The organism is Ruegeria sp. CE6, from assembly GCF_056537485.1.
On record NZ_JBQFRR010000001.1, the window covers coordinates 1,332,386 to 1,354,232 of the forward strand.

Here is a 21,847-nt window from a genome sequence, read left to right on the forward strand (position 1 = left end):
GTAGCAGGAAAAACTCGACCACCTTGCGCCGAACTGGTTCGTAGGGTTTATGATCGTCTGATTGACGCAGAGGTTCGCGGCGGCCGGATAGGAAACGCTCGTCCGCCTCAACCCGGAAACTGTTGAACAGTTTTTCGAGATCCTCCGCAGATTTGCCACCAGCGCAACGCCATTAAGAAAAAGCGGTCGACGAATTCACTAAAGAAGAGACCAACGCCCGGCTTCATTGATTAAGATCGCACTGCATGCCTCACGGCATCGATAACGGAACTTTGAAATGCGTGATCTTTTCAGGCTGGCTGGCGGGCAGATCGCACGTCTAAGTCCTTCTTGCCGAACTCGCTTGGAAAGCCCCGGGTCGACGATAGGTGTGTATTTAATGGAATAGTTTTCTTCAATCACAATGGCTTGCGCTGGTGTGGCGCTCCTGTCGCTTATGGCCCGTGCAGGACCCTCAACAGCCGACGGAAGCGCCGTTACAAACGGCAAAACCGCAACGAGATCATGTCCGACAGACTCAAGAGTTGGAGACGCGTGGCGACGCGCTTTGACCGATGTCCAAAGGTCTTGCTCGCAGCCGGCGCTCGCGGAAACCGTCATCTATTAGTATGGTATCATGAAGCTAATAAGGCTTGGGTATCGACTGCTTATGTAGGGTTAATCTGTAAAAATTCGCGTAGAAGAAGACTTCGAAATTTGATGGGAATTCGAAGTACATCACACACCAAGACAGCTGCGCGTATCATAGAATTGAAGGAAAGTGATTGCGCCAGCCTGTTTCGAACGGATTGGGATTCTCCCCTTCGATTGGAATTCGCTTTCGACCGCTCATTTCAAGATCGGGGACAGTAACTGGTAGCATTTGTGTGGGGATACTTAGGCTTGGAAAACAAATCCTCGCCGCCGGAATTCTCGGCCAGCCTAAACCTACACATTCTAAGCGAATATCGGTTCCTCACAGTCGGCTAGACGCAGGCATCGCCGCTCCTGTGTCCTATGTGTCAGCGGTTTGGGATTCCTTGAAGGAGAACAAGAAAGCGCCACGGATGTTCAAACCCATCCGAAGCTTTCAGGAATTAAATTAAGCAACTGAGATAGAGTAATTTCACGCAACGGGTCGTGAGCCAAATGATCTGTGGAACGCCCCGTTTCAGACGAAACGGGGCGTTAAGATATCAATAGGTGCGCTTGATGTCGCTGTAGGCACCGCGCAGCTTCACGGTGATCGTGATGTCCTGCTTATCACGGTTGCGCCAGAACCAGCCGTGATTGCCGGTGAATGCGGCAACCAATGTTCCCTTTGCACCGGTTTTGCCACGGCCTTTCTCATAGCTGATGGAATCGTCAGCGTTGTCGCCATGGAGTTCAAAATTTGCCCGGCCGCCTTCGGCAACCCAATCAAATTCAGTCACAGCACCTTCATCCATGACCAGCTTCCACTCGATTCCTTCTCCAGGGGTCAGAGTGAACGAGAATTCATCCGCCCAGGGCTCGGCACTTTGCTGCGCATAGGCGGCGCCCACAAAGGCGCCAAAGATATCCTTAAACAAGCTGGATTGATCTTCTGGTGCCTGCTGCGCGTCCCGAGCGGCCTCTTCGGCCAGATCGGTCTTGATCTCTCCCATCTCGGTCAGACCAAGAACACTGCCGATCCGAGTGGGATCAATGCCATATTCTGCGGGCAGAACCACGGTCACCAGCAAAACCACAGCGGCCACGGCCGCAATGATAGTGGACTTGATCAACTGGGCCGAGCTAGGCAGTTCTTCGGGGCTTGGTTTTTCAGAATTGTACATGTGTATCTCCGTTTATTCAGGCTGAGACGAACAGGCCGGTCAGCTGATATCCCATCAGCACGAAACCAGCCGCCATCATCGCGACGTTGACGCCATAGGCGTGTTTCCAGAAGAATTTGGATTTGCGCCAAAACCCCATGAAGATCAGGATCAGGGCAAGGGCTATGAACTGGCCGATTTCGACGCCGACGTTGAAGGCCAGCAAGTTGGGCAACAGCCCGTCTTCGGGCATATCATAGTCCAAAATCTTGGCTGCGAGACCAAGGCCGTGGAAAAAGCCGAAGATCAGCGTGGCCCATTTGGTATTGGGCTGATGGCCGAACCAACGCTGATACGCTCCCAGATTGTCCAGCGCCTTGTAGACGACAGACAAACCGATGATGGCATCAATAATGTAAGCATTGACGTTCCAGCCGTAGTAGACGCCAAGCAGCATGGTCGTGGAATGGCCCACGGCAAAGATGCTGACATAGGTGGCGACATGTTTGGCCCGGTACAGGAAAAACACGACCCCGAACAGAAACAGGATATGGTCATATCCCGTCACCATGTGCTTGGCACCCAGATAGGCGAAGGGGATCAGTTTGACGCCCCAGATCTGTTGAATATAGCCGGCATCGCCAGCCGTGACGTTATGGGCTGCGGCATAAGACGCGCTGTAGGCGAGCGCCGCAAAGACAAGGGCTGCCAGCGTCAGGGATTGGCGCATAGCCTCCCCTAACCGGCCCCTTTGGACGGTTTGCATGAGATATTTCTCCGCTATGTTGTGTGATTGATCGTCAAACCCCGCAAAAGCGGGTTCGGTCACACGCGCGGAGGTCGGTCAAGCCTATATATGGGGTCAGGTTTGTCCAGAAACGGTTCCAGCGCATCAGGCAACCTAAATCTGTCGACCGATTCCGCCTCGGCAACCAGGAACAGGATCGCCGAGCTGTGATCATGATCGACCGCATCGTGACTATGGCCATGCAGCGCCCAGTAATTGTCCAGTGCTTCGCCATGGGAATGGCCGTGATCACCCATTATCTGGCTGCGTTCTGACACGCTAAGCAAATAGTTGGCAGAGTGTGTGAAAGACGGGGCCACTGACCAGGCAAATACGCATAGAACCATCATCGCGATAAACGCGTGTCTGATCCAATCAGCCAGTTGTCTGCCCGACACAATCTGCATAACTGTTCCTGCCCGCGACGGTTTTCCGTCCGTTTTTCTTCATGCGCTATCGTAATCACTTAGCGTCAATAATCGTTGTCTCGCAACCCTGGATATCATTGTCAGCGGGAAGTCTCCGATCTGCCGAAAAGGCCTAAAGATCTCCTTCTCGACAGATCAGGACTTCAATTTGCGTGTTCTCGCGGTGCAGCCGAACCAGGAAAATAGCACGCAACTGCGTGTTCATTGTGTTGACCTGTGAGAATTGGCCCTTTTTGCCGGCATATGTCTTGCGCCCGCTGACAGCGCGTCTGGAAACGGCATCCGGGTGGCCGGTCCATTGGGCTGGGCGGGTCACCGTGTAGTACGATGCGCTGCCTGGTTGCCTCAATACGCGGGTCGGGAGACGGGACAGCAGACAAAAGCGCTTGGGTATAAGGATGTTGTGCATCGTTAAACAGGTTCTCGGTTAAACCTTTCTCCATCACGCGACCCAGATACATCACTGTCATGTCGCTACACATTTCCCGCACCACCGCCAAGTCGTGCGAGATCATCAGTACCGTCAGGCCGAGTTCCTGCTGCAGGATTACGAACAGCTTCACGATCTGCGCCTGAGTCGAGACATCCAGCGCTGAAAGCGGTTCGTCACAGATCAGAATTTCGGGCTCTAGCATCAGGGCGCGAGCAATCGCGACACGCTGCCGTTGCCCGCCGGCCAGAGACCGTGGCAGACGCTCACCCGCCGTTTCAGGCAGCCCCACCAGATGCATCAGTCGGGCGATGCGCTGTTGACGATCCTTGCGACCGAACCTGTGGATCGAGAGGGGTTCCTCAAGCGACTGATAAACCGTCTGGCGACGGCTAAGCGCACCCAGCGGGTTCTAGAACACGAACTGCATCTGTTTTGCCAGCGCCTTACGGTCGCGCATCCCGTCGGCCAGATCCTGCCCCAGAATGCGCACCGAACCCGATGTGGCCGGTTGCAGCCCGACCATGGCTCGCGCCAGTGCGGTCTTGCCGCAGCCGGATTCGCCAACGATGGCGTGAAAAGCGCGCGCGACGGTCAGATCTACGCCATCCACCGCACGCACCATCCGGTCGGGGCCGCTGCCGGGGAAATGAACCTTCAGGTCGTGAACCTCGATTGCGTTTTGCGTCTCCATCTCAGGCACTTTCCAGTTCCGCCTGCGCCGCGTGGCAGGCTGTGACATGAATCCCGTCCTCAGGCACCGGGATGAGCGCCGGGCGTTGGGTGGCGCAGACCGGGAGCATGCGCGAACAGCGCGTATCGAACGGGCAACCGGTGCGCAGCCGCGACTGATCAGGGGACGATCCGGGGATGCCCTTGGGTACTTCGTTGCTGTTGGCCCGCAGATTAGGGACCGAGGCCAGCAACCCCTGCGTATAAGGGTGCACCGGTGCGGTTAGCACCTGCGCAACCGTGCTGCTTTCCACCACCCGACCCGTATAGAGCACCGCCACGCGGTCGGCGACCGAAGCGACCACGCCGATATCATGGGTGATCAGCACCACCGCGATATCTTCCTGTTGCTGGATATCCTTGATCAGTTCCAGAATCTGCGCCTGCACGGTGGCGTCCAGTGCCGTTGTCGGCTCATCCGCGATCAGCACGCGCGGATTGCCCGCCAGCACCCGGTCGGAGCGGTTCAGCAGCGATTGCCCGCCGCACACAGCACTGCCGCGAATATCGACTGATACGCCTTCGGGCAGAAGGCCCAACGGGCCCAACGTCATCACCGTTTTGCCCGATCCGCTTTCGCCGACAATTGCCAGAATCTCACCCGGCATCACCGACAGCGAGGCGGTATCGACCGCCCGGACCGAGACTTGCTCAGTGTAAAGATCGATCACAAGATCCTCGATTTGAAAGACGGGTTGGGTCATGCTTTGACCTCCTTGGCCTGAATCTCGGCCTCGTCGCCGAGGCGTTCCCGTTTTAGCTTACGCAAACGGCGCGGGTTCAGCGCGCGCGGCACTTTTTACAACGCGAAATGTTCACCCAGCAGGTTGAAGTTGACCACCACCATGGTCAGGGCAAGAACGGGCGCGATGACGAGGCGGGGATATTCCTCAAGATAGCTCATGCCGTCGACCAACATCTGGCCTCATTCCGGTGTGGGCGGTTCGACCCCCAAACCCAGAAAGGACAGCGTGGCAATCGCCAGCACCAGCGCGCCTGAATCCGCTGAGGCATAGACCACCACCAGCGCCAGCACATGCGGCAGGATATGGCGCGAGAATATGCGTACATGGCCCGCACCCATGATCCGCGCGGCCTCGATATACGGCTGATGCAGTTCTGATGCGACGACGGAGCGGCTCATGCGGGTATAGTTGGCCCACCATGCCATGGTCAGCGCCGCGATCAGGCTGGGCAGCGACAGTACGATCTCGATGGCGCTGATCAGCACAAGCTCGACCTTGCCGCCGGCATAGCCTGCTAACGACCCGATCACCACGCCAATCAACAACGCCGAGGCCAGCACCATAGAAATGGCAAACAGAGACACACTCGCGCCATTGATCAGACGGCTGAGCATATCGCGGCCCAGATAGTCGGCGCCAAGCCAATGGGCGGCACTAGGACCCTACAGGATGGCGCCATAGTTCTGCGCAGTTGGATCATATGGGCTGATCCACGGAGCGAGAATGGCGATCAAGGTGAACAAGGCCACAGGGGTGATCACCAGCCACGGCAATTTTTTCAGGATATGCATTCTTCTGCCTCCGGATGCGGCGGTCGATCAGCATGCACAGCAGGTCGACAAACAGGTTAACGAACACAAAGAACACGATGAAGGTCAGCAGGATCGCCTGCATCGAGACGAAATCGCGGAACCGGATCGCCTCGATGAAGAACGCGCCGACGCCGTTTGAGGGCAAAGACCGTCTCGACCACAATCGACCCGATGATCATCAGCGTGAACTGCGCGCCGAATGTGGTCAGGTAAGGCACAGCTATATTGGGCAGCGCCTCGCGCAGCAGCACGCCTGACCGGCCATATCCCTTGGCAAAGCCAGTTGTGGCGAAAGGGCGAGCCATCACCTCTTGCAGGCCGACGCGCACCACACGGCTGAGCACCGCGCCGGGAAACAGCGCAATGGTCAGGCACGGCATGATCCGGCTGGCCACGCCTGCGCCGCCAAATGCGGGCAGCCAGCCCAGCGTGACGGAAAACAGAATCACCAGCAGAGCCGCGACAAAGAAATTGGGGGTCGAGGCCGCCAGCAGCGAAAACACCCGTAGCAGCCTGTCGATCCAACCACCATTACTGATTGCGCCCGCAAGGCCGACCAGCAGCGATAGGAAAAAGGCGATCACACCACCCCAGATCAGCAGGGTGGCGGTTATGGGCAGGCGTTCGGCGAACTCCTGCCCGATGGGTTTGCCGGACCGCAGCGAGATGCCCAGATCACCGGTCAGTGCATCGCCCAGCCATCGGACATAGCGGACGGGCAGAGGGTCGTTCAGGCCCAGCTCGTCCTCGATCTGTGCAACCAGTTCCGCCTAAGCCAAAGGGCCGACGACACGCTCGGCCATCAGCGCGGCGCGGCGGGTAAGAATTGGCATTTCGATTCTCAAAAACTGTTGGGTCAGAAAGTCCGACGTCAATACTCAGAGCTTCTGATGTGACTTTTGATTGCGCATTAGATTGCCCGGGTGGGCGGACACTTCGCTATCAGTCTGAAGAAGATTTCAGCCCGTGCGATACGTGAACTTCATGCGTGCGATCACCCAAGTCTTGGAGGATGGAAAATGTCCGTTGACAGCTCAAACACCTGCGAACACCGTGACGACACAAGGCAGATCGATCGATAACCCCGCTCGGCCGCCGTCGCCATCTGAAATGCGACAAAAGGTACTTCATGTACATGCGTCGTGCTGTGGTTGGCAGTGAGTTTTACCGGAGCACTGTCGTCGTCCGAGGATTTGTTACTTTGATTGTGCGACACATGTCGTGAAGCGAATTGAGCACCCAGCCCAGGAGCCACAGGAGCCGATTTGGCTGACGCTTCTGCCTGATGGGTGACTGCCCGATCTTTATGAACATGAGAACCAGCTACAAGTGAGGCTGTCAGACAATCAAGAATCAGTCCAAAATACACTGTGCGGGCCCAGTATAGACAGCCCGTAAAGTGAAGCGGGGTGGTGCTTCTATACGTTGTAGCTCTGCAACCAACTTCGCTCCCATCCATGGGTGGTTCAGACAAAAGGCGTTTACCTTTGGCACTGAATGCCTAGTGAAGACGGATAAACACGTCCAATACCATCTTTTATAAACATGCAATATATCATTATGTCTACACATTTATTAAGGGCTTTTCGAATAGCAGCACCTCATAGGCGATCAGAGGCTCGCACCGAGCGCGTCAGCTGGCGATGCAAACTGTCGACGATGATCACATGTTTGTGTGGCCCCGCACCTTTCAGGTGAGGGTGGTCGGGCGGCAAATCTGGATGCTCATGCTTTACAGGTAGATCTGCGTCTATTGGCCAGATACACCATGCCGTAATCAAGCCGAGGCACGCCAGAACCGCCAGCACGAGCATCGTAACCAAGGTTCCGAATTCAGTGATCAACCAGCCGGAAACCGGGTAAAAGACCAACCAGCAGGCGTGTGACAATGCAAACTGCGCTGCAAACACGGAAGGCCGATCTTCAGGATGGGCGGACCGCGTCAGAACACGCCCCCCAGGAGTGAGCATTGCTGAGTACCCCGCGCCGATCGTAAACCAGCCAACCATGATGGTCGACATTGATATAGGAATGGCTACAACGCTGAGGGCCAATAGCGCCAATGCAAGTATATTCAGTATTGCACCGGATAGCATGACCGCGCGCTCGCTGCGGTAATCCAGCAAGCTCGGGATAGTCATCGCCATCATCATTGACCCTGCCCCGAAAGCGGCAAGAACCAAAGCGACGGCACTTTCTGACAATCCCAAATCACTGCGGACAATGACAACTGTGTTGACAATGACCATGGCGCCCGTAGCAGAGATGACCCAATTTACCGCAAGCAATCCTCGCAATCGGGGCGACCTGAGATATAACCGCATTCCGCGTGTTGTCCGATCGTAGATACCTCTCGGTTTGGAAGGTTTCGGCGATGGCAGTAATACGGATGCAACCAGAACGGCTGATGCAAGGAAGCCCAAGACGGTGCCCCAGAACAGATTGTCATAGCTCATGACCGTTAGCAGTGCGGCGGCCAAAATCGGGCTCAACAAGCTCTCCATATCCACGGCCAATCGCGAAAGAGAAAGTGCTTTGGTGTATTCTTTCTCATTCGGCAAGACATCAGGAATGGTTGCCTGAAAGGTCGGTGTGAACCCGGCGGATGCCGATTGGAGGATGAAGATCAGCACATAAATCTGCCATACCTCGGAAACAAAGGGCAACGCCAAGCCAACTGCCGCTCTGACCAGATCTAACGCGACCAACATTGCGCGCCGGTCCAGACGTTCCGAGAATGCGGCAGCTAAAGGCGCCACTGTGACATATGCGACCATCTTGATCGTGAGCGCAGTTCCCAGCACCAACGCAGCAGAATCTTCGGCAAGCTGAAAGGCGAGCAAGCCGAGAGCCACTGTTGCCAAACCAGTGCCCGACAACGCTACGATTTGGGCGAAGAACAGATGGCGATATGTTCGATTTTTCAGAACTGAAAGCATCGGATCAAAGATATTTGCTAATACTCTTCAATTCTTCCGCGGCTTGCCTGGAATCATCGCTGCCCGTCAGACAGTGATCGATATGGTCGTGAATAAGCGCTCGTTTTGCGTTCGTAACTGCTTTTTCAACCGCGTGTAGTTGCTGCGCGACGTCTGTGCAGGGACTCTGCTGTTCTAACATCTTGATGACTTTCGCAAGATGGCCTTCGGCCCGCTTAAGCCGCGCGATAATCGTTGGGTGTGAGGTGTGCTTGTGATTCATATCGCAACCACATATCCCTACCAGGGGGATAGGACAATAGGAAATCCTGCCGCGTCAATATGGGTTCGAAATTTGACTCGATTATACTTGAGATCTGTTTCAATGGCGCACTGGCATCAACGCTAGCTGACCAGCTCAGTCGCGCTCACAATGAAATTCCGCGTGTATTAACGGCAACTGCTACTCAGCTGCGCTCTTTAGTGAAGCCATAAGGTTGCGAAACTTCTCACCTTGTACGGCGACATGGTCACGCAGCGCATTCGCTGTTTCTTCCGGTACGCCTTTTTTCAGGGCTCTGACAATTTCTTCGTGTTCGGCCATGGACTGGGCCATACGACCACGGAACCGAAGCTGCTGTCGACGGAATGGTTTGAGCCTTCTGTGCAGCTTGGAAGTTTCTTGCTCTAAGAATGCATTGCCGGACTGTTGATAGATGATACGATGGAACCGCTCGTTTTCCAGATAGTACGCATCGGGATTGCCCGCATCCACGGCCAGTTGGCATTTGCTGTTAGCTTCGGTCAGTTCAAGCAAAGCTTCATCGGAAATGCGCAACGCCGCAAGTCGACCACAAACGGCTTCAAGCTCGGCCATGACCTCGAACATCTCCATCAGTTCCACCGGGCCGGGCTGTCGGACAAAAGCGCCCCGCCGCGCTATCAGATCGACCAACCCCGACAAGGCAAGTCTCTGGAATGCTTCTCTAAGTGGCGTTCGTGAGACCCCGAACTGCTCAGCCAGTTTGACCTCATCTAGACGGTCACCGTCCGAAAATGTCCCGTCAAAAATCAGCTCTTCCAAATCCTGAGCGATGGTATCTGCAAGTCGTTGGTCCATAGGTTTCTGTTTTACTTGTGATTAGGCGAGAACTCAAGAAATCATATCTTGTATACAAAAACCTTGACTAAAAAAACATTGCTGCCTTATGCTTCTATTCATCCCCGGCTCATCCGGGACTGAAAACGGGAGGAAAAAATGAAATCAGTGTTCAAAACGGCCGTCGCTGCGTTGGCGCTTGCATCCGCAGGTACATTGGGGGCAGCGGAGGAACTGCGCCTGTCACATCAGTGGTCGAACAAGGACATTCGCCATCAAGTAGCACAGATTGTTGCAGACGAGGTTGCGGCGGCGGACGTTGATCTGGAAATCAAGATTTTCGGCTCGAAATCGCTGTTCAAGCCGCGCGAGCAGTACAAGCCGCTCAGCCGCGGTCAATTGGATATGACCATACTGCCGCTGTCCTACGCCGGCGGTCAGCAGCCTGCCTATAATCTGACGCTGATGCCGGGATTGGTGAAAAACCACGATCACGCTGCCCGTCTGGCCGACTCGCCCTTCATGGAGGCGTTGGAAGAGAAAATGGCTCAGGACGACGTGATGGTGCTGGTGCATGGCTATCTGGCCGGTGGCTTCGCCGGTAAAGACAAGTGCATCACGAACCCTGAGGATGTCGCAGGCCTGCAGACTCGCGCGGCAGGTAAATCCTTTGAGCAGATGCTGGCCGGCGCTGATGCCTCGATCGCATCAATGGCGTCGTCGGAAATCTATAACGCCATGCAAACCGGCGTTTTGCAGGCGGCCAACACGTCGTCCTCGTCCTTTGTCAGCTACCGCATCTACGAGCAGGTTGCCTGCTATACCCCTGCGGGCGATGTGGCGCTGTGGTTCATGTATCAGCCGCTTCTGATGAACAAATCCACCTTCGACGGACTGAACCAAGATCAGCAAGCCGCATTGCTGGCTGCATCGGAAAAGGCACAGGCCTTCTATTTGGAAGAGGCCAAGAAACAGGACGCCAACTCGGCGAAAGTTTTTGCCGACGCCGGTGTTGAGATTGCGGAGATGAGCGCCGAAGACTTCGAAGCATGGCGTACGCTGGCACTGGAAACATCTTACAAGGCCTTCGTAGAAGAGGTTCCTGATGGGCAGGACCTGCTGGACAAGGCTCTGGCAGTCGAATGACCCCATCTTGCCGGGCGGCCTGCCGCCGCTCGGCATCCGATCTTGGTTCTGATCTTCTCTGATCTTCAGACTTAATTGCATCTCAATCACAGGAGGCGCAAATGGCCGGTCATAGCTCTGCCGTTGCTTCCCACACAGGGAACAATCCCTTCCTTCGCTTTGTCGCTGCGCTTTCAACTCTGGCTGGATGGTGTTCCGCAGGCATGATCGTCGCTGCTGTCGCCATCACCTGCCAGATGATCATCGTGCGCTTCGTGCTGAATCAATCGACCATTTGGCAAACCGAAGCGGTCATTTATCTGGTCATCGCCGCAACCCTGGTCGGTCTGCCTTATGTGCAGCGCCTGCGCGGTCACGTGAATGTTGACCTGATCCCGATTTCGCTCGCACCTCGAGCCCGCTTTTACATGGCGATCCTGACTTCGGTTCTGTCCATCGCCATCGTCTCAGTCATGCTGTTCTACGGCTACGAATATTGGCACTTCGCATGGGAGCGCGGATGGAAATCCGACACCGTTTGGGGCGTTCGTCTGTGGATCCCCTACCTCGCCATCCCAGTTGGCTTTGGTCTGCTGTTGTTGCAACTGATCGCCGATCTCGTCGCCGTCCTGCTTGGCATCGATAAACCATTTGGTCTGGAGTAAAGCCGATGGACCCCCTTCTGCTCGGCGCTATTGTCGCCATCGCCACCATCCTTGTTCTTTTCTCGGGCGTGTCCGTGGCCATCGGCCTGCTGATCGTCTCGGCTGGGTTCCTGATCGTCTTCGACGGCCCGCGCTCGCTGGAACTGATGCCGGAAATCCTGTTCGGCAAACTCGATAACTTCGCCCTTCTATCTATACCGATGTTCATCATCATGGGGGCCTCAATCGCCTCTACCAGAGCCGGAGCAGATTTGTACGAAGCGCTGGAACGCTGGCTGACCCGTGTTCCCGGCGGTCTCGTCGTATCAAACCTCGGTGCCTGTGCCCTATTTGCGGCTATGTCCGGTTCGTCACCCGCGACCTGTGCCGCCATCGGCAAGATGGGCATCCCTGAGATGCGCAAACGTGGCTATCCTGACGGTGTCGCCGCCGGTTCGATCGCTGCAGGCGGTACTCTGGGAATCCTGATCCCGCCATCGGTCACCATGATCGTTTACGGTATTGCCACCGAAACCTCGATTGGCCGTCTGTTTCTGGCCGGTGTGATCCCGGGCCTTATGCTGGTGGGTCTGTTCATGGCCTGGTCGCTGTATTCGACCTGGAAATCCGGTGACGCGACCCGTCTGGGTTCGGGCAGCTACACCTGGGCCGAACGGTTCGAGATTCTGCCGCGCGTGCTGCCCTTCCTCGGCATCATTCTGGGTGTGCTTTACGCCATGTATGGCGGTATCGCCACCCCGTCGGAAACGGCTGCTGTCGGTGCCCTGCTCTGCCTGTTGATCGCGATGATCATCTACAAGCTGTGGAACCCCAAGGACATCTGGGTCGTGCTGCGCGACAGCACCAAGGAAAGCGTGATGATCCTGTTCATCATCGCCGCTGCCGGTGTGTTCTCGTACATGCTCAGCTCGCTGTTCATCACACAGGCGATTGCCGAATGGATCGGTACGCTGGACGTGAACCGCTGGGTTCTGATGGGTGCGGTCAACGTGTTCCTGCTGATCGCCGGGTTCTTCCTGCCGCCCGTCGCTGTGATCCTGATGGCGGCACCGATCCTGCTGCCGATCATCACCACCGCTGGCTTCGATCCGATCTGGTTTGCGGTTGTACTGACCATCAACATGGAGATTGGCCTGATCTCGCCCCCTGTCGGCCTGAACCTCTATGTGATCAACGGCATTGCGCCCGACATCTCGCTCAAGACCATCCTGACAGGCTCTCTCCCCTTCGTGGCCTGCATGGTGATCGCGATTGTCCTGCTGTGCCTGTTCCCCGGTCTGGCCACATGGCTGCCTGACCTGGTGATGGGAGCAGCGGTATGACCCTGCTGGCGGATCTTCTATCCACCGTGTTCGAGCGGCGTTACCGCCGCGACGGCGCGGTGGCTCCGGATGGCCGACCACTGACCGAACTGGCCGACGCGCTGGTTGGGTCAGCGGGGGAAACTTCGGGGCTGGCGCTGGCCGAGGAAATCCTGACCCGGTTCGATACGCTGAGTGATGACGACAAGCTGGAGTTCTTCCGCTATCTCGCCACCGCCATGAATATCGATCCCGAGGCGGTACGTTCGTCACTGGACGAATACGAGCGCAACCCTTCGAAAGCGACCTATCGCACCTTTGCGGCTGCGGTGGAACCGGCCCGGCAGGAAATGATCCGCCGTCTGAACCGGGTACCCGGTGCCACCGGAGCGCTGGTTCAGATGCGCGCCGACCTATTGCGACTGGGCGGCAAGGAGCCCGAATTGCAGGCGCTCGACCTGGACTTCCGGCACCTGTTTGCCAGCTGGTTCAATCGTGGCTTTCTGGTGCTGCGCCCGATCAACTGGGAAAGCCCGGCGCATATTCTGGAAAAGATCATTGCGTATGAGGCGGTCCATGCCATCGACAGCTGGGATGACCTGCGCCGCAGGCTGGAACCCACTGACCGGCGCTGCTTTGCCTTTTTTCATCCCTCGATGCCTGATGAGCCGCTGATCTTTGTCGAAGTGGCGCTGAACAGCGGTATTCCGGGTTCCGTACAGGCCTTGCTCGCCGAAGACCGCGATCCATTGCCCGAAGATCAGGCCGATACGGCTGTGTTCTACTCGATCTCCAACTGTCAGGCCGGGTTGGCCAGCATCTCTTTCGGCAATTCGCTGATCAAACAGGTGGCCTCGGACCTGTCGGCTGAGTTGGCGGGGCTGAAAACCTTCGTCACGCTCTCGCCAATTCCGGGGCTGACCAAATGGTTGTCGCAGGAAGGCATCGATTGGAACATCGAAGAGCCCGATCAGATGAAAGCACTGGCCGCACATTACCTGTTGAACGCCAAAGGTCGGGGCGATCTGCCGTTCGATCCGGTGGCACGGTTCCATCTTGGCAACGGTGCGCTGGTCCATGCGGTTCATGCCGACGCGGATGTTTCGGACAAGGGCCGGGCACAGTCCGGTGGCACCATGGTCAACTATCTTTATGACCTTGGCCGCGTAGCGCAGAACCACGAACAGTTCGCCAACACCCGCGAGGTAATCGCCTCGTCCGAGGCCAAATCGCTTGCCGCGTCAGCCTCTCTCACCACGACACAGGAAAGGTAACCCTTATGGCCAATCCTCTCTATGACGGTTTGTTCGGCGCACATGCCGGTAAAGACACAGCCTTCTTGCAGTTGCTCGACGGAACGACCATCACCCATCAGGACTTCCTGAGCACCGCGGCACAAATCGCCCATGTGGCGACGCAGCTGGGCCTGAAACCCGGCGACCGGGTTGCGGCACAGATCGAGAAATCGCCCGAAGCGCTGGCGCTATATGCTGCCTGTGCGCAGGCAGGTCTTGTATTCCTGCCGCTCAATACCGCTTACACTGTGGATGAATTGACCTATTTCATCGAAAACAGTGGCGCCTCGCTGATCGTTTGTGACAGCCGCAGCGAAGAGAAACTCGCCCCGGTTGGTGCGCAGCTAGGCGCGAAGGTGGAAACCCTGAACGCTGATGGCAGCGGCAGCCTGATGGAGCAGGCTGCAGCAATGCCTGCCAGCTTTGACACCGTTGACCGTGATGGCGACGATCTGGCCGCATTCCTCTATACATCGGGGACCACAGGCCGATCGAAGGGTGCGATGCTGACCCAGAACAACCTGTTGTCGAATGCACAGACGCTGGTCAAAGAATGGCGCTTCACATCCGACGACGTGCTGCTGCATGCGCTGCCGATCTTTCACACTCACGGACTATTCGTGGCCACCAATGTCACGCTGGCTGCAGGCAGCAGCATCGTTTTTATGCCCAAGTTCGATCTGGATGAGATCATCGGGCGGATGCCCAATGCCACGACCATGATGGGTGTGCCAACCTTCTACACCCGCCTTCTGGACGATGACCGCTTCACCAAGAATCTGGCCGCACATATGCGCCTGTTTGTTTCAGGCTCGGCACCCTTGCTGGCCGAAACCCATGTACAGTTCGCAGAACGCACTGGCCATCGCATCCTTGAACGCTATGGCATGACCGAAACCAACATGAACACCTCGAACCCCTATGACGGTGACCGCCGCGCAGGCACGGTGGGCTTTCCATTGCCTGGGGTCGAGCTGCAGATCTGTGATTCAGACGGCAATGCGCTGGCTCAGGGCGAGATCGGCGAGATCGAGGTACGCGGGCCCAACGTGTTCAAAGGTTACTGGCAGATGCCGGAGAAGACTGCCGCCGAACTGCGCGAGAACGGGTTTTTCATCACTGGCGATTTGGGTCGGATCGACGAAGACGGCTATGTTCATATTGTTGGCCGCAACAAAGACCTTATTATTTCAGGCGGTTACAACATCTATCCCAAAGAAATCGAGCTGGTTCTGGATGACCAGTCCGGCGTGCTGGAAAGCGCCGTGGTGGGCGTTCCACATCCCGATTTCGGCGAAACTGTTCTGGGCGTGATCGTTGCAGAGCCGGGCCAAACCCCCGATCTGGACGCAATGATGGAGGCCGTGCGCGGTAGCTTGGCGCGGTTCAAGCATCCACGCAAACTGATCCTGCTGGACGAACTGCCCCGCAACACCATGGGCAAAGTTCAAAAGAACATCCTGCGCGACCAATACAAAGACATGTTCGTGGAAGCGTAAGATGACCCTCCCCGGCCCAGTAGCCCCTCTTCTCGATAATGCTACGGGCCTAACTTCAACAACCAGGGCAGGCGGACCTGTTCCCTGCTCTGGTTGTTGAATTTTTCTACCTGCTGGAGAACCAGAAATGTATGGAAATATTCTAGTCCCTGTTTCCTTTGATACCGACCGCGACGCGCAAAGAGCGCTGGATGTCGCACAAACTCTCCGCTCGGATGGTGGTCATATTACTCTATTGCATGTCATTGAGCACCTTCCGCAATACACAAGCGACCTGCTTCCTGAAAACCATCTGGATATCGCAAAGACCAGTGTTACTGACAGACTGGGCCCACTAGTGGACGGGGTTGCGGACTCCAAAATTGAAATTGTCGAAGGACAGTCGGGCCGTGGAATTCTCGATTATGCAACGAATAACAATGCAGACTGCATCGTTATCGCAAGCCACCAGCCTGGATTGCAGGATTATCTTCTGGGGTCCACCGCGGCACGCGTAGTCAGGCATGCAAACTGTTCCGTACACGTGGTGCGATAGTCTGGTCTACGGACCAGACGCAACGCCCACACACGACCGTCATACACCGCTAATACATCTGAAATGGCACTGAGCGGTCTATTCCAAGTCGTGTTTACGATATTCTCTAAGAGGAAAAAGAGTGACCAGCCCGAATACGTCTAAAGTGTTAATCCTTCTCGGCCCTCCTGGTGCCGGTAAGGGAACGCAATCCCGACTGCTTGAGCAAAAATTTGACTTGGTTCAGTTGTCGACAGGCGATTTGCTCCGCAGATCGATTGAAAGCGGCAGCGAAACAGGCAAGGCGGTGGAATCTATCATGGCTGAAGGCAGACTCGTCGGAGATGACATCGTCATTTCGATCTTGCGTGACCGTATGAGGGATTCGGACTGTGCCGGAGGGGTGATATTAGACGGATTTCCACGCACGCTTAGTCAGGCGCGCGCATTGGATCAACTATTGGCGGAAACGGGGCAGCAGATCAGTGCTGTCGTCAGTCTTGCGGTGGATGACAAGAAGATGGTCGACCGCATTTCCGGTCGCTTTACCTGTGCAGGATGTGGCGAAGGTTACCATGATACATTCAAACCGCTTGAGGCAGCGGAACGCTGCGACAATTGCGGAGGCTCTGAGTTTATGCGCCGCGCTGACGACAAGGCCGAAACAGTCGCTGCACGTCTGATTGAATATCGTGAACAGACTTCACCCTTGATCGACTACTATAGCCATATGGGCGTTTTGGCGAATGTTGATGCAATGGGACCGATCGAGGCAATCAATCGAAGCATCGAGGCCGCCATATCATCAAGGTCGTGATGACAAAAGAAAGCAGAGGAATAAGACCTTTGCAATTACGCTTAGCCAAAGCAAAAACAGACCCAAGAAAGGCTGTTCAGACGTCATTTTCTTAAATGCGAAGCGTCTTTAAGAAAAGAAAAGCGCTTGCGGTAATCTCCCGGCGAGAGGTCGACTATTTCGTGAAACATTCGGCGGAATGCTGAAACATCCATATACCTCATATCCCGGGCGATGGTTTCGATACTGGACTGCGATAGTTCCAGCCTCTGACAGGCATTGGAGATGCGACGCTGTTGCAGGTATTCCGATGGCGTGAAACCCGTGGCCGTCAGGAATCGGAATCCAAAAGTGCGCAGCTCAAGTCGAGCGGTGCGGGCCAATTCGGAAACCGGGATCGGGCCCGCATAACGCATTTGCACCCAATGCTGCGTTCGAAGGATTGCGTTGTCCCCATGAGTCAGGTTGGTCGAAAAAGAGATGTAAAAGCTCTGCGCCCGCTCGCCAGGGTCGATCAGAAAAAAACCGGGCGACCTGCATCAGTGGTCGCGATGCGAGCAGCTTGGTGGGCAAAGTGCTACTGCCACCTCCAACGAACAAGACAGGAGATGCCAGATTGAGATCGACGTTCACTCGGTCCCAGATCTATTGTTCATAAGGCATCACCAAATTGGACTATGTCGTTCTAGGAGGTTTAGTCGGTAAGGTCTTTTTGCGACGCTTGTAAGGTGCGCTCTGCAGCATTCCAGCCACTACTCGAGCACCCATTACAGAGAGCAGTCCCATGACCGTCGAGGATGATGCCATTGGGACAGTCATCACGACAAGCGCCGCTCACACATTATTGATCGCAGCCTTGTACTCGTATTTTGCGACAAGGCTTCGCGCGCGCGGACTGAGGAAACCCGGCGAGGAAGGTTGCGATGACTGCGACCCATGTCACCAATGGGGTGTCGAAGAACGGGGCAATTGCACGGCCTGCGGTGACCTCAAGTATTAACCCTAATGGCAGCCCAAAAGAGTACTGAACTGATCGTGACCAAGAACATCAATGCGATCCAGTCAAAAGCCACCTTAATTCGCGAGTTGCTCCTGAGTTTCAGGTTATCTGCGTATCGATCTATTGTTATGCCGGTAAAAAAGAGTTTCGGAATACAAGCAAAATGAGAAGTCCACTGCGACTGAGCTTCGCAAGTGTTGTTATTGCCCGCGCCTACGCAGTGTCATGTTTTGTATTTAAGTGATTTTCTTTTCGCTCTTTCAGCAGGTTCGTCAACCAATCCGGGTCCATCTCGGGAACCGAACTTAGCAGCAGCTTTGTATAGTCCGGGAAGGGTTCGGATAGAACGGTATTCTTCAATCCCTGCTCGACGACTTGACCATTCAGCATCACAACAATCTCGTCCGAAATAGCCTCGACCGTGGCAATGTCATGCGTGATGAACAGATAGGAAATTCCGCGCTCCTTTTGTAGGCGCATCAGCAATTGCAGGATGCCTTCCTGCACAATCTGGTCCAGCGCGGACGTCACTTCGTCACAAATAATCACCTCAGGGTCGGCGGCTAGAGCGCGCGCAATGCAAATTCTCTGTTTTTGTCCGCCGGACAATTCGCTGGGAAGACGATCATAGAAGTCTTCCGACAACTCGATGGCTTCAAGCAGTTCGATGACCCGGTTCTCCTGCGCCCGGCCCCGCAGAGCATGATAGAATTCCAGCGGACGTCCAATGATTTCACCTACGGTTTGACGCGGGTTCATCGCGGTATCGGCCATCTGATAAATCATCTGAATTCTGCGCAGCTGATCACGGCTGCGATTTTTCAGTTCGTTTGGCAGGACCTCGCCATTGAACGTGACCTGCCCGCTTGTGGCTGGCAGCAAGCCGGTGATCACCCGCGCCGTGGTCGATTTACCAGATCCGGATTCGCCGACAATCGACACCGTGCGCCCCCGCGGCAGGCTGATTGACACATGGTGCAACACCTTGGCGCTCTTGCCATAGGCCGCATCCACACCGTCAATTTTAAGGATGATATCATCCGAAGTCTCGGCCTGCTTTTGCAACAGCCGCACGGACCAGAGGGATTTGGTATACTCTTGCTCGGGCGCAGACAGCATTTTGCGCGTTTCCGCCTCTTCTACCTCTTCTCCATAGCGCAGCACCTTGATCCGGTCCGCCATCTGCGCGACCACCGCCAGGTCATGGGTTATGTAGATTGCGGCGGTATGAAATTCTTCGACGATCCGGCGCATAGCAGTCAGAACTTCGACCTGGGTCGTCACATCCAGCGCAGTTGTCGGTTCGTCGAAAATGATCAGATCGGGACGGGGTGACATCGCCATGGCTGTCATGATCCGCTGTAACTGGCCACCGGAGACCTGATGAGGATAGCGGTCACCAATCGTTTCGGGATGCGGTAACGACAACGAGGCATAAAGCGCGCGGGCATCCTCACGCGCGAAATTCTCGGGTTGCAGTCCCTCGCGCACCGTTGCAGCAACGGTCTGATCCAACAACTTATGCGCCGGGTTGAACGACGCAGCCGCCGATTGGGCCACATAGGCTATCCGCGATCCCCACAGATGCTGCAGCACGTGGTCGTCCAGATCGCGCAACTCCTGCCCCTTGAACCGGATCGAACCGCCCGTGATACGACAGCCGGGCTGAGTGTATCCCATAGCCGCTTTGCCCAGCGTCGACTTGCCCGCGCCACTTTCGCCTATCAGGCCCAGCACCTCACCGCGCTTTAGGTTCAGGTTGACACCTTTGATGATCGGATTCCACTTTTCGTCCGAGAACCCCTCGATACGGATGTCGCGCATATCCAGCAGAAGGTCAGTCTCAGTGTTCATCGCGTAATCCGCTTGTTTTGTGCAAGAACCAGTCGACGACAAAGTTGACCGCCACAGTGATCAACGCGATCGAGGCAGCGGGCAGCAGTGGCGTGATCCCGGCCTTGAAATCATATTTGGCGAACTGGATCAGGTTGGCGGTCTCGCGCACCATGGTGCCCCAATCGGCGGTGGGGGGCTGAATACCGACGCCCAGAAAGCTGAGCGCAGCGATGGTTAGGAACACGAAACAGAATCGCAGCCCGAACTCGGCCACCAGCGGAGGCATGATGTTGGGCAAAATCTCGCGACGCATCACCCAAGGCAGTTTTTCGCCGCGCAGCCGGGCTGCCTCGACATAATCCATCACTGCCACGTTCACCGCCACAGCGCGAGTCAGGCGGAACACGCGGGTTGAATCCAGAATCGCAATAATCAAAATCAACGACAGCGCCGACGAGCCGAAAATCGACAGCAGCATCAGCGCGAAAATCAGGCTGGGAATGGCCATAAATACATCTACGCCCCGGCTGATCAATTGATCCAGCCAACTGCGGTTAATCGCAGCGATCAGCCCCAGACCGCCTCCGATGAAGAACGCCAGCAGCGTAGTGACAAAAGCGATACCGATGGTGTTGCGCGCGCCATAGATCAGCCGCGACAGGATATCACGCCCGATCTGGTCGGTACCCAGCCAATGCTCGGACGACCAGGGTGCGTAAGGCGTCGGGAATACCTCGGCCTCACCATAAGGCGCGATGACCGGCGCTCCGATTGCCATGACTAGATAGAACAGGATCACAAACATGCCGAAAATTGCTGTCGGCGGTGCTTTCTTCAGCTCGATCCAAATACGCTTGCGCTTGCTGCGACGGGTCCGCACGCGACCCACCTCGGCGGCGGCTGAATATGTCTTGCTTGTCTGGCTCATTTTGGGTGCAGAAGCCTCGGGTTGGTGACGATTCCAATGATGTCGGCAATCAGGTTCAGAACGACATATGTGGCGGCGAATATCAGGGCGCACGCCTGAACCACCGGGATATCGCGCGAGCTGACCGCATCGACCATCAGTTGGCCGACGCCGGGATAGACGAACACCACCTCGACCACGACCACTCCAACTACCAGATAGGCCAGGTTGAACGCGACCACCGTTGAAATTGGCGCCCACGCATTGGGCAGCGCGTGATGCAGAACCACGCGGCGGGCGTTCTCTCCTTTCAACCGCGCCATCTCGACATAGGGTGAAGCTAGAAGACTGATCAGCGAAGCCCGCGTCATACGCATCATGTGCGCGACGATTACAAGTGTCAGTGTAAGCGCAGGTAATATGCATTTGACGATCCGCTCGACCAGCGGCATCCCTGGCTCCACATTGGCCAACGACGGCAACACCGGCCATAGCGTTCCGAACAGCAAGATCAGGATATAGGCCACGAAGAACTCGGGGAAAGAGATCGCCGTCAAGGTGCTGGCGCTGGCCAGTTTATCATAACGCGAATTGCGCCACAGCGCGGTGGTGATGCCCAGAAACAGCGCTAGCGGAACCGAGATCAGCGCCGCCATACCCGCAAGAAACAATGTGTTCCATAAGCGCGGTGCGACCAGTTCCACTACCGGACGTGATCGATCCACACCCGAACTCGCCCGACCTGAGAACGACGTTCCCAGATCCCCGGTCGCCAACGCACCGATCCAGTCGAAATATCGAATATAGGCAGGTTTATCGAGGCCAAGCTCGGCCCGGAACGCCGCCACCGTTTCCTCAGTCGCGGCCTGGCCCAGTACAGCCTCACCGAAATCGCCGGGCAGCATTTGTATTGAACAGAAGATAATGATGGAAACGACAACTAGGGTCACTACGCCAAGTCCCAGGCGTTTCAGTATCGTCACCAGAACCGGATGCATCTGAACTCCTTGCGTCTGCGGGGCTTCATTCGGCGGGTGCGCGCAGTCTAGACAGATCATCTCCGCAACACTGACAAAGAAAACATGACCTATGTCCCCGTTTTCTTCGTTTGTTGAAGCCGTACAGCCGAGTGATCTTCGCTTGGACGTTCGGAACGGGCCTGCGTGCTGCGGTTCAAAGAAC

At 56.0% G+C, this 21,847-nt stretch carries 22 protein-coding genes and 2 pseudogenes; 8 read left to right on the forward strand and 16 right to left on the reverse strand.

The features are described 5' to 3' along the window. Window positions 1–468 precede the first annotated feature (468 nt). Window positions 469–607: pseudogene (locus ACR0DK_RS06490) on the forward strand (IS5/IS1182 family transposase); the annotation flags it as partial. Between the two features lie 568 nt (window positions 608–1,175). Here the strand turns inward: ACR0DK_RS06490 and ACR0DK_RS06495 are convergent. The 12 genes and pseudogenes from ACR0DK_RS06495 to ACR0DK_RS06550 all read right to left on the reverse strand — a co-directional run bounded on the left by ACR0DK_RS06495 (window position 1,176) and on the right by ACR0DK_RS06550 (window position 9,748). Continuing rightward, window positions 1,176–1,796 carry a transmembrane anchor protein gene (locus tag ACR0DK_RS06495; protein WP_170596413.1) on the reverse strand — a complete coding sequence of 207 codons (621 nt, stop codon included), beginning with the start codon at window positions 1,794–1,796 and terminating at the stop codon, window positions 1,176–1,178. Between the two features lie 16 nt (window positions 1,797–1,812). After that, complete coding sequence (locus ACR0DK_RS06500; protein WP_480735279.1) at window positions 1,813–2,541, reverse strand: HupE/UreJ family protein; 729 nt, start codon at window positions 2,539–2,541, stop codon at window positions 1,813–1,815. Between the two features lie 59 nt (window positions 2,542–2,600). Continuing rightward, on the reverse strand, window positions 2,601–2,969 hold the full coding sequence (locus ACR0DK_RS06505) for a hypothetical protein (protein WP_170465622.1): 369 nt from the start codon (window positions 2,967–2,969) through the stop codon (window positions 2,601–2,603). A gap of 164 nt (window positions 2,970–3,133) precedes the next feature. Further along, window positions 3,134–3,625: an oligopeptide/dipeptide ABC transporter ATP-binding protein gene (locus ACR0DK_RS06510; protein WP_480735696.1), complete on the reverse strand. Its 492-nt coding sequence runs from the start codon at window positions 3,623–3,625 to the stop codon at window positions 3,134–3,136. Then, window positions 3,599–4,162, reverse strand: a pseudogene (locus ACR0DK_RS06515) (ATP-binding cassette domain-containing protein); the annotation flags it as partial. The gene ACR0DK_RS06510 and the pseudogene ACR0DK_RS06515, both read right to left, overlap by 27 nt. Then, window positions 4,116–4,856: an oligopeptide/dipeptide ABC transporter ATP-binding protein gene (locus tag ACR0DK_RS06520; protein ID WP_223118577.1), complete on the reverse strand. Its 741-nt coding sequence runs from the start codon at window positions 4,854–4,856 to the stop codon at window positions 4,116–4,118. The pseudogene ACR0DK_RS06515 and the gene ACR0DK_RS06520, both read right to left, overlap by 47 nt. 221 nt (window positions 4,857–5,077) lie before the next feature. Beyond that, window positions 5,078–5,512 carry an ABC transporter permease gene (locus tag ACR0DK_RS06525; RefSeq protein ID WP_480735281.1) on the reverse strand — a complete coding sequence of 145 codons (435 nt, stop codon included), beginning with the start codon at window positions 5,510–5,512 and terminating at the stop codon, window positions 5,078–5,080. A gap of 48 nt (window positions 5,513–5,560) precedes the next feature. Then, window positions 5,561–5,689, reverse strand: coding sequence for a hypothetical protein (locus ACR0DK_RS06530; protein ID WP_480735283.1), 129 nt, complete (start codon window positions 5,687–5,689; stop codon window positions 5,561–5,563). A gap of 56 nt (window positions 5,690–5,745) precedes the next feature. Then, the gene (locus ACR0DK_RS06535; RefSeq protein ID WP_480735285.1) at window positions 5,746–6,294 is read right to left on the reverse strand and encodes an ABC transporter permease subunit; all 549 of its coding nucleotides are present in this window, start codon (window positions 6,292–6,294) and stop codon (window positions 5,746–5,748) included. 1,017 nt (window positions 6,295–7,311) lie between these two features. Then, window positions 7,312–8,649 carry an MFS transporter gene (locus ACR0DK_RS06540; RefSeq protein WP_480735287.1) on the reverse strand — a complete coding sequence of 446 codons (1,338 nt, stop codon included), beginning with the start codon at window positions 8,647–8,649 and terminating at the stop codon, window positions 7,312–7,314. A 4-nt stretch (window positions 8,650–8,653) separates the two neighbouring features. Continuing rightward, the gene (locus ACR0DK_RS06545; RefSeq protein WP_480735289.1) at window positions 8,654–8,911 is read right to left on the reverse strand and encodes a metal-sensing transcriptional repressor; all 258 of its coding nucleotides are present in this window, start codon (window positions 8,909–8,911) and stop codon (window positions 8,654–8,656) included. A gap of 180 nt (window positions 8,912–9,091) precedes the next feature. After that, window positions 9,092–9,748, reverse strand: a complete 657-nt coding sequence (locus tag ACR0DK_RS06550) for a GntR family transcriptional regulator (protein WP_170423179.1) — start codon at window positions 9,746–9,748, stop codon at window positions 9,092–9,094. 138 nt (window positions 9,749–9,886) lie between these two features. On the opposite strand from ACR0DK_RS06550, the gene dctP reads away from it, so the two are divergent. The 7 genes from dctP (at window position 9,887) to ACR0DK_RS06585 (ending at window position 16,943) form a co-directional block, all read left to right on the forward strand. Further along, complete coding sequence (dctP, locus tag ACR0DK_RS06555; protein WP_480735292.1) at window positions 9,887–10,873, forward strand: TRAP transporter substrate-binding protein DctP; 987 nt, start codon at window positions 9,887–9,889, stop codon at window positions 10,871–10,873. A gap of 101 nt (window positions 10,874–10,974) precedes the next feature. Continuing rightward, window positions 10,975–11,517: a TRAP transporter small permease gene (locus ACR0DK_RS06560; RefSeq protein WP_170423175.1), complete on the forward strand. Its 543-nt coding sequence runs from the start codon at window positions 10,975–10,977 to the stop codon at window positions 11,515–11,517. A 5-nt stretch (window positions 11,518–11,522) separates the two neighbouring features. Continuing rightward, window positions 11,523–12,839, forward strand: a complete 1,317-nt coding sequence (locus tag ACR0DK_RS06565; protein WP_170423173.1) for a TRAP transporter large permease — start codon at window positions 11,523–11,525, stop codon at window positions 12,837–12,839. Next, complete coding sequence (locus ACR0DK_RS06570; RefSeq protein WP_170423171.1) at window positions 12,836–14,092, forward strand: malonyl-CoA decarboxylase; 1,257 nt, start codon at window positions 12,836–12,838, stop codon at window positions 14,090–14,092. Before ACR0DK_RS06565 ends, ACR0DK_RS06570 begins: the two co-directional genes overlap by 4 nt. A 5-nt stretch (window positions 14,093–14,097) precedes the next feature. Next, window positions 14,098–15,612: a malonate--CoA ligase gene (locus ACR0DK_RS06575; RefSeq protein WP_480735294.1), complete on the forward strand. Its 1,515-nt coding sequence runs from the start codon at window positions 14,098–14,100 to the stop codon at window positions 15,610–15,612. A 127-nt stretch (window positions 15,613–15,739) separates the two neighbouring features. Then, on the forward strand, window positions 15,740–16,147 hold the full coding sequence (locus ACR0DK_RS06580) for a universal stress protein (protein WP_480735296.1): 408 nt from the start codon (window positions 15,740–15,742) through the stop codon (window positions 16,145–16,147). Window positions 16,148–16,292: 145 nt separating this feature from the next. Then, a complete protein-coding gene (locus ACR0DK_RS06585; protein WP_480735697.1) occupies window positions 16,293–16,943 on the forward strand; it encodes an adenylate kinase in 651 nt (216 codons plus the stop codon). An 83-nt stretch (window positions 16,944–17,026) separates the two neighbouring features. On the opposite strand, the gene ACR0DK_RS06590 is transcribed toward ACR0DK_RS06585, so the two are convergent. From ACR0DK_RS06590 to ACR0DK_RS06605, 4 genes are all read right to left on the reverse strand, one after another. Next, complete coding sequence (locus ACR0DK_RS06590; RefSeq protein WP_480735699.1) at window positions 17,027–17,338, reverse strand: helix-turn-helix domain-containing protein; 312 nt, start codon at window positions 17,336–17,338, stop codon at window positions 17,027–17,029. Window positions 17,339–18,135: 797 nt separating this feature from the next. Continuing rightward, window positions 18,136–19,776 (reverse strand): ABC transporter ATP-binding protein, encoded by a 1,641-nt coding sequence (locus ACR0DK_RS06595; protein WP_480735297.1) that lies wholly within the window; start codon window positions 19,774–19,776, stop codon window positions 18,136–18,138. Beyond that, window positions 19,766–20,686 carry an ABC transporter permease gene (locus tag ACR0DK_RS06600; protein WP_480735299.1) on the reverse strand — a complete coding sequence of 307 codons (921 nt, stop codon included), beginning with the start codon at window positions 20,684–20,686 and terminating at the stop codon, window positions 19,766–19,768. Before ACR0DK_RS06600 ends, ACR0DK_RS06595 begins: the two co-directional genes overlap by 11 nt. Beyond that, entirely contained in the window at window positions 20,683–21,663 is a 981-nt protein-coding gene (locus tag ACR0DK_RS06605) for an ABC transporter permease (RefSeq protein ID WP_480735301.1), read from the reverse strand. The genes ACR0DK_RS06600 and ACR0DK_RS06605 overlap by 4 nt, the downstream gene beginning before the upstream one ends. Window positions 21,664–21,847 lie beyond the last annotated feature (184 nt).